This window comes from Stieleria neptunia (assembly GCF_007754155.1).
GTDB classification, from domain to species: Bacteria; Planctomycetota; Planctomycetia; order Pirellulales; family Pirellulaceae; genus Stieleria; species Stieleria neptunia.
Window position 1 is genome coordinate 4,385,443 of record NZ_CP037423.1, and the last position, 15,979, is coordinate 4,401,421.

Here is a 15,979-nt window from a genome sequence, read left to right on the forward strand (position 1 = left end):
CGGTTAGGCAAAACTGCCGAGTGCGGTCGTCAGATCGGGGAACGTTTCGATGTGGGCGCCGACGCCGGTGATCCGCAACAGGTCGTCGCAAAGTTCGCCGACGCTGCACAAACGCAGGCATCCGCCACGCCGACAGCACTCGTCGCTGAGCCCGAGCAGCCATTCCAACCCGCGGCTGTCGATCAGCGGGGTGTCGCTGAAATCGACGACGATGGCGGGGACGCCGCCGGTCAGTTTGCTGGCGATCATCTCCCCGATCGGGCCGACCGTCTCGGCGCGAAGCGGGCCTTCGGAACGAACGACATAGACGCTGCCGTGTTTATCAAGTCGGGCCATGGTGGTACGCCTTTGTCTAGATGCCGCTGCGCGAATGGCCGCCGATGGGCAGACGCATCATGAACGTGGACCCGCGGCCGACTTCGCTCTCCAATTCGACTTCGCCGCCGTGCATCCGTGCGACTTCGCGGGCGAATGCCAGTCCCAAACCGTTGCCCCGCAGCTCGCTATTGGCCGCGTTGCTGCCGCGGAAGAACTTGTCAAACACCTTGTCCTGTTCTTCGACTTCGATCCCCGGCCCGTTGTCTTGGATGTCGATTCGAATCCAGTCGTCTTGGACGCCGCAGCGGACGATGATTTCACCGGCCGGTGGCGTGTACTTGACGGCGTTGCCGACCAGGTTGACCAGCGCGGCTTGCAATTTGTCGCGGTCGCCGAACACGGTGGGCAGCTTGGCCGCAAAATCGGTGACCAGTCGTTGATGTTTCTGTTCGGCCTGGGCCTTCATCTGATCGGCGGCGTATTCGACCATCGGCAACAATTCCAGCTCGTGCCGATTGGCGACCATCGAACCGGCTTCCATTTGGCCGACCGTCAACAGCTGGTCGACCAATCGGCCCAGCCGATGGGCTTCGGAGACGATGACGTTGCAAAACTCTTTTTGCTGATCGATTTCCAGTTGGTCTTCGGCCTGGAGCGCCTCGGCGTAGGCTTGCAGGTTGGTCAGCGGGGTCCGCAGTTCGTGGGTGGCGGTCAACAGGAATTGGTCGCGCGATTTGGTCGCCAGTTCTTGCTGAGTGACATCGGTCAGGATCCAAGCCATCCCTTCGCCGTCGCCGCTGCGGCCGTCCAGCCTGGAGCGGGCGATGCGAAGGTGGACGCGTTCCCCGCCCATCGTGACTTGATGGCGTTCTTGAATCATCCGCACATTGCTGAGCAAGCGTTGGCGTTTGGCGATCACCGAGTCGTCGCCCGCCCGCAATGCCAACAGATCCAGTAAGTCGCGTCCGATGTGGTTGGCGTCTTCGGCAAGACTGAACAGGCTGCAGGCCGGTGGGCTGATGAACAACAACCTGCCGTCCAAGTCCGTGATCACCCAGGCCGCCGGCAGCCCACGCATGGCGCGAGCCAGCGTGATCGCTTCTTGATCCAACGAGGCCGGTGTGCGTTCGTCGCTTGCGGTGCAGCCCGATTCGGCTTCGCGCAGCAGTTCATTCCAGGCCTCGGTGATTTTTTCTTCGCCGATGATCGGGCGGACCGTTCGCCAACGTTCCGGTTGGCCGCCGCTTTGCAGCAACTCGGTTTCGATGGTCCGCAGCGTGCGGACCGATCGCATCGACATCAGACCGCTCAACGAACAAACCGCGACGGTCGCGACCCACATGATGGACTGGAACGATCGCAGTTGCGGAAGTGAGCTGGCCGCGATGCCGCACAGCAGCGCGCACAAGGCCGTCGCGCAAAACAGAATTCCGATCCGGGTCGTGACCAGGACCCGGCCGGAGGGATTCGAATTCGGGGCCGATGCGGTGGTCTCCGACGCCGAGGGGGCGCCTTCGCCGGAGGCAACCACGGCTGTCGTTTGAGAATCAGGCATCTCCACAGCCCTGGGGCGGTTGTGAAACAGCCTGTCCCGGCGGCACGCTTTGTCCCAGCAAGGCCGGCAGCGGGCTCAAGGGCGGCAGCGTGGGAAATTCGGGCTCGGCCCGGACGCCGTCACGGCAATCCGTGCCGCCGTCTTGTTCGAGGTGACGGAGAATCACCTCGCTCAATTTTCGAGGGCTAAACGGTTTGTGCATGATGCAGGCGAGTCGAAACTCGACACGCAATTTTTCGCTATCGAGCTCCAGGCCCTTGGCGGTGCACAGAATCGCAGGCGGTCGCTGATAGTCCGCTAATGCGTCCAGACGCTGCAGCAGTTCGACGCCGCCGCAGCCGGGCATCTGAAAGTCCGTCACGATGAAATCGATGCCGCCTTGGAGCAGTCGTTGATAGCCGGATTCACCATCATTGCAGGTTTCAACGGCGAGCCCGCTCTTGGCAACCGTAAAGCTCAACACCCGTCGAAAGACGGGGTCATCTTCGATGATCAGCACGGTTGGTGTAGTGGGCATATCAGACAGTCTCGGAGGGCCGGCTCAAGTGTCGTCAGTCAGGGAAGCAAAGCGGATGGGTGCCGCGGATGGGGTGCCGTCGCGGCAACCGGGTTTACCAATCTTTGCCGATGTCGGTGCCGGCCGGATCCAGGTTCAACTTCAAGCTGCCGTTGTAGGGCTTGTACGCCCAGCCGCTCGTGCCGTCGGGCGCCGGGACCACCGGCGCGGAGGTCGTGGTGGTGTCGTAGTAAACGTCCGACAGCCCTCGAACCGGTCCGATCGTCGGTTCCGGAAACGGGCCGTTGAGCATGTCCGCCATCGCCGTTTTCAAATCGCCGCTGGCCGGGTAGCTGCCTTCTTGGGCTCGGTACATTTCGATCGCGTTGCGAAGCACGGCCAATTGCTGGCGCGTGGTATTGATTTCCGCCTGTTCGGCGGTATCGAACATCCGTGGCGCGGCGACCGCGGCGATGATGCCCAAAATCAGGATCACAATGACCATCTCAATCAGTGAAAAACCTTGACGCTTTTTGCGTGTCATATCCGTTTGCCTTTTTGGTTTGATTGCTGAAGCGTCAGCAGGATGTGGTGAACAGCGATCCGGCACTCGACTCCCGTGAGTTCGTGTTGCGTGCTCTGGCTCGCTTGGTGACGCACTGAAAACTAGGACGGGTTTGTCGGAATGATGGCGTGCGGGCGCGGATTCTGATTTTTTCGGCCACCCTACAGAGTGTCCCGCCGCTGTGCGATCGGCACCACCGTTACGATTGGTCGCCGGTGTCGGTCCTGCGACATGCGTTGACCAGCGGAGACGACGATGTTGCAGGAATCCATCGCATGCATCGCCCGGGCAACATTCGATCGGTCGCGGTCCGACGCGTGTTGGAAGGGGACGCAGCATTTTGAGCGGCGCTGGAATCCCGCTGCGAAGCGCGATTTGGCAGCTGCTGGCCGGTGCAACCACTCGCCAAAGGCCTGATCGGCGGAATCGGCGTCGTCCCGTCCGCGTCCCTTTGGCCCTCCAATTGCTACGGGGTTTCGGGCATCATGACCGATCACCACACACCACCGCCGAGACGTCCGTTGAACGAGAACCAACGCCCCCTGTGGATCATCATCTTTGCGATTCTGTTGGCCAGCATCGCGTTGCGAACCAAGGGCCAAGGGATCTCCGTCACGTCGCCGCCCCCCGCCACGTCGCCGGACCCATCGCTGTCGCCGAGCGAAGCGGACCTTTACACCGAAATGCGGATCGGCGATCGGGTGGTGCGGGTGAAACGGGCCTCCGCCGCGCAAGCGTCTGCGGGTCAACAGGGACAGGCCACGCCGGCGCGTCGGAGGCGTCCCCAGTCGGCCTTCGTCACCGCCGAGATCGCACAGTTTGATTCCGATGTGGATCCCGACGGCTGGTTGGCCAGCGTGATGCTGATCGGCAGCGATGACCAGCCGGTCGTGGTGCGGCGGGCGACGGCACGATTTGAGTTGACGCCGCGGCTGCCGACCCACGATTTCACCGGCTACGTCGACGCCAACGTCAAGCCGATCCAATGGAACGTGCCGTTGAAGTTTGCCGACGACGCGGTGGCGACCGTTCGGTTGCCGCTGCGTGACCCGATCGCGCCGCTGATCGGTTGGCCCGCGACCTCTCATCCGGCGGTCGGCCGAGCCGGCGGCTTCCACGCGTCACGGCGTGGGATCATCCGCCACACCGCGACGGCATTCCAGGACCGGACGGTGTTGACCGCCTCGCCAAGTCGACAGGGGGCACGCTCGGTGATCGGGATGGCGAGTTTCGGACAGCTGAAAATTCGGGTTTCGGTGCCCGGTGAAGGAGTCTTCGATGCGGTCACCCCGATCGCTTTGCGCCCCTCGGTCTTGGTTGACACTCGTTGGCCCTATCAGTAACTTGACACTTCTCAGCACTGGTTCACGCAACTGCCCGGTCCTGCCGAAAGGTCCGGGTTTATTTTTTGCCGTACGATCAGTGCTCGATTGCTCGCTTAAGCCCTGAACCAAGCCCGATTCCGCCCAACCAGCGCATGCCGCGACGCTCGCTATGAACCCACAAGACATTCTGCGATATGTCGATTCGCTCCATCGCGAAAAAAATATTGACACCGAACTCGTGTTCTCGGCGATCGAGGCGGCTTTGCAGACGGCTGCAAAACGACAATATGGTGAAGACGCTGACATCATGGTTCAGCTGAATCGTGAAAACGGACGGATCGCGGCAACCCTCGATGGCGAACAACTCGGTGACGATCAAATCGGTCGCATCGGTGCCCAGACCGCCAAGCAAGTGATCATCCAAAAGGTCCGCGAGGCCGAACGCGATTCGCTGATGGCAGAGTATCGCGAACAGATCGGCGACACCGTCGCCGGAATCATCGGCCGTGCCGACGGTGGTGTCGCGACCGTCAATCTGGGCAACGTGGAAGCGATTCTGCCACGCAGCGAACAGATCCCCGGCGAAACCCTGCACGCCGGCGAGCGTGTGCGGGCGGTCGTGTTTGAGGTCAAAGCGACCGGCAACCGCGTCCGGGTCGTGCTCAGCCGGACCCGGCCGCAGTTGGTTCAGCGATTGTTCGAACAAGAAATCCCCGAGCTGAGCGAGGGGGTGATTGCGATCAACTCGATCAGCCGAGAGCCGGGGTACCGCAGCAAGGTCGCCGTCAGCAGCGAAGACAGCCAAGTCGATCCGATCGCGGTCTGCGTGGGCTATCGCGGCAGCCGGATCAAGGCCGTCCGCGAAGAGTTGGCCGGAGAGCACATCGATGTCGTCCGCTACAGCGAAGACCCCGAGGTGCTGATCCCCAATGCCTTGCAGCCGGCCGAAGTCGAACAGGTCTTGTTGTGTGACATGATCGGCCGCGCCATTGTGTTGGTCCAGGAAGATCAGTTGTCGCTCGCCATCGGGCGGCGCGGCCAAAATGTTCGCCTGGCCAGCAAACTTTGCGGCTGGGACATCGAAATCATGACCGGCGGTGAGCTGGAAGAGCAAATCGAACGCGCCGTCGAGGCCTTTAGCCAGCTCGAAGGCATGACCCCCGAGATCTCTCAGGTGTTGGTCGAGCAGGGTTATTTGTCCTATGATGATTTGTCCGTCATCGAGCCCGACGCTTTCATGGAAATGAGCGGGCTGACCGAGGAGCAGGTCGACTTGATCGTCAACACTGCCGAGGAGAAAGCTGAGGAAGCCGAGGAGGCGGCGGCGCAAGAGCGTCAGGCTCGTCGCGAGCGAGAACGATTGCACAAGGAAGCCGAAGCGGCCGGTGTCGTCGAACCCGAAGCTCCCGCCAAACCTGAACCTGAAGCAGTAGCCGAACCCGAAGCAGCAGCCGAACCTGAAGCAGCAGCCGAACCTGAAGCAGCAGCCGAACCTGAAGCAGCAGCCGAACCTGAAGCAGCAGCCCAGCCCGAAGTAGCGGCCCAGCCCGAGCCGAGCGAGGCCGAGGCGGCCGACGGCGGGGGGGGCGGTGAATCCAAGCCCGTCGCGGAGGCGGAGGAATCGCCCGCAGAGGGGGGCGTCGCCCCGGAGCCTTCCGAAGCGTCGGAGGTGAAGTCGCCGCAGGAAGGCTAGTGCTTTGTCAGCTTTAAATTTTCGAGCCTGCGTTTGTCGAGCGGAAAAGGGGTCAGGCACCAAAAACCAAATGGCCCGCAGGGTGCTTCGCATTTTTGGTACCTGACCCCTTTTCCGCGGTACCCTAAGAATAAAAGTTGACGAAGCACTAGGGTTTTGCCAAGTCGAACGAGTCAGCGAATGCGGCTGCGATCGGGCCGAGTGGCCCGCCGCGGGTGTGCTCGGCTGACACGAAACACCGCTCGGAGGAGGCAGGCGAGCGGCGGCCGGGGGAAAAAGTCGAGTGAAATCTACTCTTGCCCCCAGGTCAGACCTCTGCGAAGACGTGTTTTTTCGCTATCCTTTGCTTCCAACGCGGGTCGCAGCGATTCGATCACTGTGGCTCGACCATTAACTGAAAGACGAAAACCATCCCGGTCTGCCCCGTTTCATCCTCTCGCGGTCTAACCTTTCACCGCGTCTGATGGAGTTTTGGTACGGCTGCACGTTCGACGCCTGGCGTCTCCTGCGTGTGCTGATACCCGGCCGATGGAGGAGCTTTTTATGTGACCTTTGCAGAAAAATATTTGGAACGCCGCCATGAGAAAAGCAGGCAATGCACGAGAGGCATGGCAGGTTCCGCCCAATTTGACAGGATTTGGACCCAGTGGCACGCATTTACGCGCTCGCAAAAGAACTTAATCTCGATAGTAAAGATCTGGTTGATCTCGTTAAGAAAGTTGGAATCACCGGAAAAGGCTCGGCGCTTGCCAGTCTAACCGATGACGAGGCCCAACGTGTGCGCGATCATCTAAGTGGTGGTGCAGAGACGGCGAAAGCACCCGCACCGGCTTCAACCGCGACGGCAGTGAAAGAAAGCAAGCCCGTCGCCGTCCGCGAGGCCGTGCGCCCGGAACGGAAGCCCGTGAATCTCTCGACCGGTCCCAAGGCTGGCGGCGGCACGGCGAAGGCTCCGTCGGAATCCAAGCCCGCCCCCAAGACAGAACCCAAAGTCCGCGCCCCCGCTCCGCTGCCGCCCGTTGAAGAGCCGAAGGCTCCGGCCCGCGAAGAATCGCCGGCCCAAACGCCCGATGTGCGGTTGCCATCGAGCAGTCGACGAAGCGGTGGGCTGTCGGGACGCATCGCCCGCGGCAAAGAACCTGGCTCGCCCAGTTCGCCTAAGTCGCCAGCGGCTCCGTCCCAGCCCGCAGCCAAACCCAAGCCCGCTGCCGCCGAGAAACCGGCGGCGCGTCAGCCCGAGCCGCCGGCGCGGAAACCGGAATCAACGCCGCCCGCCAAACCCGCGGCGCCGGCGCGGCCTGCGCCCCCGGTGCGGACCCCCTTGCCCGAGCGACCTGCCGGTCCGCTGGCGGTTCGTGGAAATACCGGTGCCGGACGTGTCCGTTCGTTGGATAAACGCGCCAGTGCCGGTGGCGAAGGCAAAAAAGGCGAATCAAAGCCCAAACGCCGCGAGCCGCGGATCGCCGTCAATCTGGCGTCGCTGCCCGATGCACCCCCAGAGGTTCCGGCAAAGGCCAAGGGGGAACAGAAAGCGCAGAAGCCGGAAATCAAGCTCAGCCCCGATCTGATTGCCGGTCACAAACAAGGGATGAAGGCGCCGCTGGAAAAGCTGGCCGCGGAGTCCGACGAATCAAAACGTCCCGCCGGAAAACGCGGTGGCCTGTCAGGGTTCACCGAGAAAGGCAAACGGGGCGTCGAAGAAGAAGAGAAGCCCCGCAAGAAGGGCCTTTCCGGCATGGCGGGCGTTCGCCAGGACCGCAGCGGCAAACGCCGGCGATCCGGAGATTTCTCGCGATCCTACGGACGCGACGACGGCCGCCAACGACGGACGTTGCAGCACAAAGGCACCAACACCGCCGCACCGCGGAAGGAGCCGGTTCAGATCGAACTGCCGTGTACCGTTCGCAGTTTCTCCGAAGCAGCCAGTATCGGTGTGGCTCAAGTGCTCAAGGCGATGATGGGCATGGGTATCATGGCCAATATCAACGCCGAGTTGGAATTTGAGACCGCCGAATTGATCGCGGCAGAACTGGATCTGGAGCTTCAGCTGAAAGAATCCGAGACGCTCGAAGACGAGTTGATCACGGAGATCGAAGAACTGGCCGACGATCCGGACACGCTCGTGACGCGGCCGCCGATCGTGACCTTCCTGGGACACGTCGACCACGGAAAAACCAGTCTGTTGGACTACCTGATCGGGATCAACGTGGTCAGCGGCGAAGCCGGCGGGATCACCCAGCACATCCGTGCTTATGAAATCGAAAAAGACGGCCGCAGCGTCACGTTCGTTGATACGCCGGGGCACGAAGCGTTCACCGAAATGCGGGCCCGTGGTGCCAACGTGACCGACATCGCCGTACTGGTGGTGGCGGCCGACGACGGGATCATGCCCCAGACCGAAGAAGCGATCAGCCACGCCAAAGCGGCGGAGGTGCCGATCGTCGTCGCGCTCAACAAGATCGACCTGGAAGGCGTCGACGCCAACCGCGTCATGACCCAGTTGACCGAACATCAATTGACGCCCAGCGAGTGGGGCGGCGACGTGGAAGTCGTGCCGACCAGTGCGATCACCGGTGCCGGCATGGACGATTTGCTCGAAACGCTGCTGACGATCGCCGAGTTAAACGAATACTCGGCCAACCCCGACCGCAATGCGTTGGGCGTCTGCCTGGAATCCGAACAACAGGGCGATCGCGGTGTGGTCGCCAAGTTGGTCGTGCAAAACGGAACGCTGCGAGTCGGCGATATCGTGGTGTGCGGACCCACGTACGGTCGCGTACGTGCGATGAGCAATCCGCTGACCGGCGAACCGATCACCGAAGCCGGACCGAGCACACCGGTCAGTGTGATGGGACTGGAAGAGCCGCCAGGTGCGGGCGACCGGTTCCACGTGCTCGAGGACATCACCGACGCTCGTGAAATCGCGGCCTCGCGGGCCGATGCGACCAGCCGTCAATCGCTTTCGGGCAACACGACCGCGGTCTCGTTCGAGAATTTCCAAGAGATGCTGCAAGGCGGTCGCTTGGGAGTCAGCGACGAGAAGGTCAAATTGAATGTCATCATTCGTGCCGACGTGAAGGGCTCGCTGGAAGCGATCGACAAAGAGCTCGGCAAATTCGATCATCCCGAAGTCGAAATCAAAGTGCTGCAACGCAGCGTCGGCGGGATCACCCTGGCCGATGTGACGTTGGCCAGTGCGTCCGAGGCGGTGATTCTGGGATTCAACGTGATCCCCGACGAACAAGCGCGTTCGTTGGCCGATGAACGCGGAGTTCAGATTCGACGTTACGACGTGATCTACAAGTTGACCGATGACATCCGGGCGATGATCGAAGGCCGGTTGAAACCGGAAGAACGCGTCGTCGAACTCGGACGGGCACTCGTCAAGCAAGTCTTTTCGATCAGCCGCGTCGGGACGATCGCCGGTTGCTATGTCGCGCAAGGATCCATCCAACGCGGGTGTCGAATCCGCGTCAATCGCGACGGGCGAACGATCGGCGATTATGGCTTGGATTCGCTGCGGCGTATCAAAGAAGACGTCAAAGAAGTGCCTCGTGGAATGGAGTGCGGGATTCGTTTACAAGGCTTCAACGACGTCAAACAGGATGACGTGTTGGAAGCGTACCGAATCGAAGAAGTGGCCCGAACGTTGGATTGATCGAATTCCCCCTCGACCCGGGTGGCGGATATCGCCGCCCGCGGAGTCGATCGACCATTCCAGCTACCGTTTCTATCGTTTTTTCCCCGCTCAGGCTCATCGTGACCAGTCGTCGAATGTTGAAAGCCGCCGAAGCGATCCGTGAGGTCGTCGCGTCGGCTATCTTGACCGAAATTAGAGATCCACGCGTCAAAGACGTGACCGTGATCGGGGTCGAAGTGACTCCCGATATGCGCGAAGCCACGGTTTCGATCAGCGTGATGGGAGACGAATCGCAGAAGCAACTCTCGTTGCGCGGGTTGCAAAACTCGGCCGGTTTTCTGCAATCGAAGATCGCCAACCGGATCGACACACGCTACACGCCCCGCTTGCAGTTTGAACTCAACCGGGGCATGGAAAACGCCGTGGTGGTCGGCGAGTTGCTGGGCAAGATTCGCCGCGAACAACAGGGGGATCTACCGGCAGCGATTGAGGAACCCGACGGTGAGGTGACGCCGGCCGACGGTGATCCCCCCGCTGCCGATAGCGCTGCCGATAACGCTGCGGACAGCGGTGTCACAGAATCTTCGTGATTCTCGCCGCTTGCACCTACCAAGACCATCCACTCCGATAAGACTGCGACGCAGCGATTGAAACGTACGCCGCAACTTCCGCCAACACAATTTCCCTAACCACAATAACGATGGCTGCAAGCAACCGAGCCAAGCTGATCACCAAGCTGCACACCGAGCTAAAAAAGAAGTACACGCTTCCACCATCTCAACCCTCTCGTCCCCTGCTCGAACACCTCTTGTACGCCTGTTTGCTCCAGGATGCACCCTATGACCTGGCCGATGAAGGGCTGGCCAAGTGCGAGCAGGAGTTCTTTGATTGGAACGAAGTCCGCGTGACCACGGTCACGGAATTGACGCAGGTGCTGGCGGGAATGCCCGACCCGGCCAAGACCGCGCGGCGGTTGAAAGAGATCCTGCAAGCCGTGTTCGAGGAGTTCTACGCCTTCGATCTCGATCACCTCAAGAAAGAAAACTTGGGCAAGGCGGTTGCACGATTCGAATCGATGCCGGTGATGACACCCTTTGTGCTCAGCTACACCATCCAACATGGTTTGGGAGGTCACTCCATTCCGGTCGATTACGCCGGGATGGTGATCATGCTGGCCACCGGAATCGCATCGCAGAACGAAGCGGCGGAAGGGAAAATCCCGGGTCTGGAACGGGCGATTCCCAAGAACAAGGCGCTCGAATTCTCCGCGCTGCTGCATCAAGCCGGCGTCGATCTGTTGATGGACCACAGCGACAAGAAAGCCCGCGGCTTGATCGATGCCGTCGCCAAAGGGTCCTCGGAACGATACGACGAGTGGGAAGCGAGCAAGAAGGCCGCAATCCGTCGGGTCAAAAAACGACGACGCGACGAAAAGGCTGCAGAACTCGAAGCCGAAGCCGAGTCCGCCAAACAGGGCAAGGGCGGAAAGCCGACGAAGAAGGGTGCGGCGAAGACCGAATCGGCCAAGTCCAAGACGCCGAAGTCGGAAGTGAAGGCGGCAACCGCGGACGCCGGCGAGGGGAAAGCCAAGTCTGCGACCGCGAAGAGAACGAGCGGGGAAAAAAAAAGCGCCGACAAATCAGCTGAAACAAAAGAAGCCGGCAAAAAAAAGGTGACGGCAAAAAAGGCCGACGCCAAAGAGGCCGACGACGCGACCACCAAGAAGTCATCCAAAAAGGCCGCCAGTTCCTCCAAGTCGGCGGCCACCAAGGCGACGCCGACCAAAAAATCCACCAACCGAAAACTGTCAAAACGAAAACCACGTTAGACGTTTCGATTCCTCTCTTCAATCTTTGATTCCGAGCACGGTCATGGCAGGTCACTCGAAATGGGCGAACATTCAGCACCGAAAAGGTCGCGTGGATGCCGCCCGCGGAAAACTTTGGAGCAGGTTGAGCAAGGCGATCATCATGGCCGCTCAGAGCGGTGGGGGTGATCCGGCCGCAAACTTCAAATTGCGCAAGGCAATCGACGATGCCAAAGCCGTCAGCATGCCCAAGGATAACATCACCCGGGCGATCAAACGCGGTACCGGTGAGTTGGGCGGCGATCGAGTCGAAGAAGTCGTCTACGAAGGCTATGGCCCCGGCGGCGTTGCGATCATGTGCGAAAGCCTGACCGATAACCGCAATCGCACCGCCCCCGAACTGCGCTCGATCTTTTCCAAACTCGGTGGCGAACTCGGCAAGACCGGTTGCGTGTCGTACCTCTTCGATCGAAAGGGGCTGTTCGTGTTCGACGCCGAATCGATCGACGAAGAACGCGTCACCGAAATCGCCCTCGAACACGGCGGCGAAGACGTCGAAGCGACCGACGACGGAAAACTGCAAGTGACCTGTGCCCCCGACGCCTTCGATGCGCTCGCGGACGCCTTCGAAGCGGCCGAATTGGCGACCGAAGTCAAACAGGTCACCCTGATCCCGCAAACCACCGTCGATGTCGACCCCGGAACCGGACAGAAAACGATGCGGTTGCTCGAGCAGTTGGACGACCATGATGACATCCAAAACGTCAGCACCAATCTGAACATCACCGACGAGATGATGGGCGGCGAATAGCCGCCGTCGGTGGAACAGATGAGTAGGGCATGCTGTGCATGCCGGGCGTCACGCACCGTTCATCCGCCAGATACGATCGCGGCCGCATATCGACAGATTGCAGTTTGACGTCGGAATCGCCAGTGTCCAGTGCCCGATTTGAATGAGCCCACCGATGGCAGAGCGTACCCACGGATGAAAAGCAGCCAGGGATCCGTGGGTAGGTTTTAGCGGCAGGGCGCAAGCCCTCCGGTTCCAGCCGAGTCAATGTGAGCCGCTGGCCGTAAGGCCTCGGGCAGCGACACAGTGCCCGGCCGCTTACGCGTCACGGCTCACTCAACCCCTCGTTCCCAGGCGGAGCCTGGGAACGAGTCGTGAGGCTCGCGAAAGTCTTGACGACTTCCGCTACGATCAACTCCGCCACGTAAAAAAGGCCCACGCTTCCGCGTGGGCCTTTCGTCGTTTGGTGATTCGATTCGCTGCCGATCAGCTGCAACCCATGCTCGCACCGCAGTTGTGACAGAGGTAGCAGTTCCCGTTCCGCACCGTGATGCTGCCGCAGTTGTCGCAGCTCGGGGCGTCGATTTGGAACCTGGCAAACTGGTCTTGTCGGTTTCCTTCTTTGTGACCGTTGCCGTTGCCTCCGTTCAGGCTGGCCAGGATACCGGCTCGTTCGGACGCCATGATCGACGAATCCGCCGCGGCGACTTCGGGACCGTTGCCGCTGTTGATCGGATCGCTGGTCACGGTCGGCAACGGGTCGGCGGTGATGCTGGAATCCTTGCTCATGAAGGTCAGTCCCAACCACCGCGCGATGTAATCCACGACGCTTTTGGCGATGCGGATGTCTTTGTTGCTCGTGTGGCCCATCGGTTCGAACCGGGTGTGGCTGAACTTGTTGACCAGCACTTCCAGCGGCACTCCGTATTGCAGCGCGATGGAGAGCGCGGTGCCGAAGCTGTCCATGATGCCGCCGACGGTTGAACCCTCTTTGGCCATCGTGATAAAGACTTCGCCCGGTCGTCCGTCGGGATATTGACCGACGCAAAGATAACCTTCGTGTCCGGCGATGGTGAACTTGTGCGTCACGCTGCTGCGGGTGTCGGGCAAGCGTTCGCGGCGTGGCTTGTAGACAATCTTTTCGACCGTTTTGGTGATCACTTGCTTGCCGTTGGCCTCTTCGCCTTCGTCGGAAGACGTGTTCAGCGGTTGGGACTGTTTGCTGCCGTCGCGATAGATGGCGATGGCTTTGAGCCCCAGTTCCCAACCCCAGTAGTAGGCATCGGCGATATCCGAAGGCGTCACATCCTGGGGCATATTGACGGTCTTGCTGATCGCTCCGGAGAGGAACGGTTGGGCGGCGGCCATCATCGTGATATGGGCTCGCCAGGAGATGCTTCGCACCCCATTGGCCGGGGTGAAGGCACAGTCAAACACCGGCAGGTGCTCGGTCTTCAGTTCCGGTGCACCTTCGATGGTATCGTTGACATCGACGAACGCCAGGATGGCTTCGATTTGATCGGGGGTGTAACCGAGTTTCTGCAGCGCCGGTGCGACGGTCTGGTTGACGATCTTCAGCATGCCGCCGCCGGCAAGCTGCTTGTATTTGACCAGTGCGATATCCGGCTCGATGCCCGTCGTGTCGCAATCCATCATGAAGCTGATCGTTCCGGTCGGGGCCAGCACGGTCGCTTGGGCGTTTCGGAAACCATAGCGTTCGCCGATCTCCAGGACATCGTCCCACAGCTTTTGGGCGGCTTGCTTCAGGTCCGCCGGGCCTTCGTCGTTGATCTTGTCGGCGGCCTCGCGGTGCATTCGCATCACGCCGAGCATCGGTTTTTCGTTTTCGCTGTAGCCGTCAAACGGCCCGACGACGCCCGCCAGTTCGGCGCTGGTGCGGTTGGCTTCGCCGTGCATCAACGCCGTCAGCGATCCGCACAGCCCGCGTGCCGCATCGGAGTCATACGCCATGCCACGCGACATGACCAGCGAGCCCAGGTTGCTGTATCCCAGCCCCAGCGGGCGGAATTTGTGGCTGTTCCGAGCGATCGGCTCGGTCGGGTAGCTGGCGTGATCGACCAGGATTTCCTGGGCGATGAAGAACAATCGTGCCGCGGCGCGGAAGCGTGCGACGTCGAACGATCCGTCGTTGCCGGCGAACTTCATCAGATTGATCGACGCCAGGTTGCACGCCGTGTTGTCCAGGAACATGTATTCCGAGCACGGGTTGGATGCGTTGATCGCGCCGCTGTTGGGGCAGGTGTGCCAGTTGTTGATCGTCGTGTCGTACTGAACGCCGGGGTCGCCGCAGTGCCAGGCACACTCGGACATCTTGTTGAGCAGTTCTTTTGCGTCATAGGACGGTGCATCGCCGGATGTCTTGTCCGAGACCCAATGCGTTTGCCAACGTTTGCCGTCGCGAACCGAGTGCATGTAATCGTCGGTCAAGCGAACCGACAAGTTGGCGTTCTGGAAGCAAACGCTGCTGTAGGCTTCGCCGTTGAAGTTCGAATCGTAGCCCTCGCGGATCAAGGCGTGCGCCTTCTTCTCTTCCGACCACTTGCTTTCGATGAATTCCAGGATGTCCGGGTGCCAGACTTTCAAGGATTGCATCTTCGCGGCGCGGCGCGTCTTGCCGCCGCTCTTGACCACGCCGGCGATCGAGTCATACACACGCATGAAGGACAGCGGGCCCGACGGAGTGCCGCCGCCGGAGAGTTTTTCACGCGACGATCGAATCGTCGACAAGTCGGTTCCCGTTCCCGAGCCGAACTTGAACAACATCGCCTCGGCACAAGCCAGACGCATGATGTCTTCCATGTTGTCTTCGACAGCCTGGATGAAGCATGCACTGCCCTGCGGGAACTCGTAGGGATTCTCGGGTTGGAACGTTTCGTTGGCCGTGCGGTCCCAGGCCCAGTTGCACTTGGCACCGGTCACGCCGTATTGCTGATGCAGCCCGACGTTGAACCAGACCGGGCTGTTGAAGGCACCGTGCTGGTGCAGGCACAACCAAGTCAGGTCGCGATAGAAATTCTCGCCATCGGCGGGTGAGTCGAAGTAGCCATCGGCCAAACCCCAGTCCGCGATCGTCCGTGTCACCCGGTGCACCAGTTGACGCACCGAACGCTCTCGCTCCTCCATCTTCTTGGGGTCGCCGTAAAAATACTTGCTGACGACCACGTTGGTCGCCAATTGGCTCCATTTGGCGGGAACCTCGCAGTTGTGCTGCTCAAACAGCGCCTTGCCATTTTCGTCCTTGATCGCGGCCGAACGCAGTTCCCACTGCGTCGTCGCAAAGGGGGTCTTGCCGTCGGCGGGGCAGAAAACCGGCTCGACCTTCAGCCCGGATCGGCCGCCTCGCAGCGTCGTGCCAAAAACGTTCGACGCATACTCCAAACCGTGTTGCTCGTTGACCTTTTCGAAGTCAGGGTCACCACCGGCCGAAGACTGAGATTGAGTGGGGAGAACAGTTGCCATCGTTGAAACAAACTCCGTGAATCGTCCGTGGGACCAACTCCATTCGAGTATCCTTCAGTAGGTCGTCCGACGCGAATGGTCTTTGCCCCGCATCGTGCGCCGCCTCGTCGGCATGAACACCTCCCCGACAAACTCTGTCGGGGGGATTCATCGCACTGATTGAATGGTTTTGGTCGTCCGTGAAAAAGGGAAATAAGAACACACCAATCACGCCAGCCCACATGAGGATGCCGAGACAACGGCAAAGAAGTCCTCCTGGGATCCTTCCCGACCGTGCTAGTTTTCCTAAAGGGCCACTCGCGTCAAATCC

12 protein-coding genes are annotated in these 15,979 nt (G+C 60.7%); 7 read left to right on the top strand and 5 right to left on the bottom strand.

All coding sequences use genetic code 11. From position 1 onward, the window contains the following. Positions 1–3: 3 nt before the first annotated feature. From Enr13x_RS15215 to Enr13x_RS39390, 4 genes are all read right to left on the bottom strand, one after another. Positions 4–336 carry an STAS domain-containing protein gene (locus Enr13x_RS15215; RefSeq protein WP_145387431.1) on the bottom strand — a complete coding sequence of 111 codons (333 nt, stop codon included), beginning with the start codon at positions 334–336 and terminating at the stop codon, positions 4–6. 16 nt (positions 337–352) lie between these two features. Continuing rightward, on the bottom strand, positions 353–1,873 hold the full coding sequence (locus tag Enr13x_RS15220; protein ID WP_145387433.1) for a PAS domain-containing sensor histidine kinase: 1,521 nt from the start codon (positions 1,871–1,873) through the stop codon (positions 353–355). Beyond that, a complete protein-coding gene (locus Enr13x_RS15225; RefSeq protein ID WP_145387435.1) occupies positions 1,866–2,390 on the bottom strand; it encodes a response regulator in 525 nt (174 codons plus the stop codon). Before Enr13x_RS15225 ends, Enr13x_RS15220 begins: the two co-directional genes overlap by 8 nt. Before the next feature lie 94 nt (positions 2,391–2,484). Further along, the gene (locus Enr13x_RS39390; protein ID WP_197456045.1) at positions 2,485–2,913 is read right to left on the bottom strand and encodes a type II secretion system protein; all 429 of its coding nucleotides are present in this window, start codon (positions 2,911–2,913) and stop codon (positions 2,485–2,487) included. Between the two features lie 236 nt (positions 2,914–3,149). Here Enr13x_RS39390 and Enr13x_RS39395 point away from each other — a divergent pair, with 236 nt between their 5' ends. The 7 genes from Enr13x_RS39395 (at position 3,150) to Enr13x_RS15260 (ending at position 12,210) form a co-directional block, all read left to right on the top strand. Further along, complete coding sequence (locus Enr13x_RS39395) at positions 3,150–3,278, top strand: hypothetical protein (protein ID WP_261344181.1); 129 nt, start codon at positions 3,150–3,152, stop codon at positions 3,276–3,278. 48 nt (positions 3,279–3,326) lie between these two features. Continuing rightward, positions 3,327–4,277, top strand: coding sequence for a hypothetical protein (locus tag Enr13x_RS15235; protein WP_145387439.1), 951 nt, complete (start codon positions 3,327–3,329; stop codon positions 4,275–4,277). 151 nt (positions 4,278–4,428) lie between these two features. After that, on the top strand, positions 4,429–5,952 hold the full coding sequence (gene nusA, locus Enr13x_RS15240; RefSeq protein ID WP_145387441.1) for a transcription termination factor NusA: 1,524 nt from the start codon (positions 4,429–4,431) through the stop codon (positions 5,950–5,952). A 904-nt stretch (positions 5,953–6,856) separates the two neighbouring features. Further along, positions 6,857–9,610 carry a translation initiation factor IF-2 gene (gene infB / locus Enr13x_RS15245; protein WP_449337347.1) on the top strand — a complete coding sequence of 918 codons (2,754 nt, stop codon included), beginning with the start codon at positions 6,857–6,859 and terminating at the stop codon, positions 9,608–9,610. Positions 9,611–9,711: 101 nt separating this feature from the next. Next, complete coding sequence (rbfA, locus tag Enr13x_RS15250; RefSeq protein ID WP_145387445.1) at positions 9,712–10,182, top strand: 30S ribosome-binding factor RbfA; 471 nt, start codon at positions 9,712–9,714, stop codon at positions 10,180–10,182. A gap of 110 nt (positions 10,183–10,292) precedes the next feature. After that, positions 10,293–11,420: a hypothetical protein gene (locus tag Enr13x_RS15255; RefSeq protein WP_145387447.1), complete on the top strand. Its 1,128-nt coding sequence runs from the start codon at positions 10,293–10,295 to the stop codon at positions 11,418–11,420. A gap of 43 nt (positions 11,421–11,463) precedes the next feature. Beyond that, positions 11,464–12,210: a YebC/PmpR family DNA-binding transcriptional regulator gene (locus Enr13x_RS15260; protein ID WP_145387449.1), complete on the top strand. Its 747-nt coding sequence runs from the start codon at positions 11,464–11,466 to the stop codon at positions 12,208–12,210. A gap of 465 nt (positions 12,211–12,675) precedes the next feature. Here the strand turns inward: Enr13x_RS15260 and Enr13x_RS15265 are convergent, their stop codons facing one another. Further along, entirely contained in the window at positions 12,676–15,669 is a 2,994-nt protein-coding gene (locus Enr13x_RS15265; protein WP_145387451.1) for a vitamin B12-dependent ribonucleotide reductase, read from the bottom strand. Positions 15,670–15,979 lie beyond the last annotated feature (310 nt).

Coding starts and splice junctions, on each gene's coding strand:
- Enr13x_RS15225 (WP_145387435.1), bottom strand. CDS start 2,390: ATGCCCACTACACCAACCGTGCTGATCATCGAAGATGACCCCGTCTTT.
- Enr13x_RS15265 (WP_145387451.1), bottom strand. CDS start 15,669: ATGGCAACTGTTCTCCCCACTCAATCTCAGTCTTCGGCCGGTGGTGAC.
- Enr13x_RS15215 (WP_145387431.1), bottom strand. CDS start 336: ATGGCCCGACTTGATAAACACGGCAGCGTCTATGTCGTTCGTTCCGAA.
- nusA (WP_145387441.1), top strand. CDS start 4,429: ATGAACCCACAAGACATTCTGCGATATGTCGATTCGCTCCATCGCGAA.
- Enr13x_RS15220 (WP_145387433.1), bottom strand. CDS start 1,873: ATGCCTGATTCTCAAACGACAGCCGTGGTTGCCTCCGGCGAAGGCGCC.
- Enr13x_RS39390 (WP_197456045.1), bottom strand. CDS start 2,913: ATGACACGCAAAAAGCGTCAAGGTTTTTCACTGATTGAGATGGTCATT.
- Enr13x_RS15255 (WP_145387447.1), top strand. CDS start 10,293: ATGGCTGCAAGCAACCGAGCCAAGCTGATCACCAAGCTGCACACCGAG.
- Enr13x_RS15260 (WP_145387449.1), top strand. CDS start 11,464: ATGGCAGGTCACTCGAAATGGGCGAACATTCAGCACCGAAAAGGTCGC.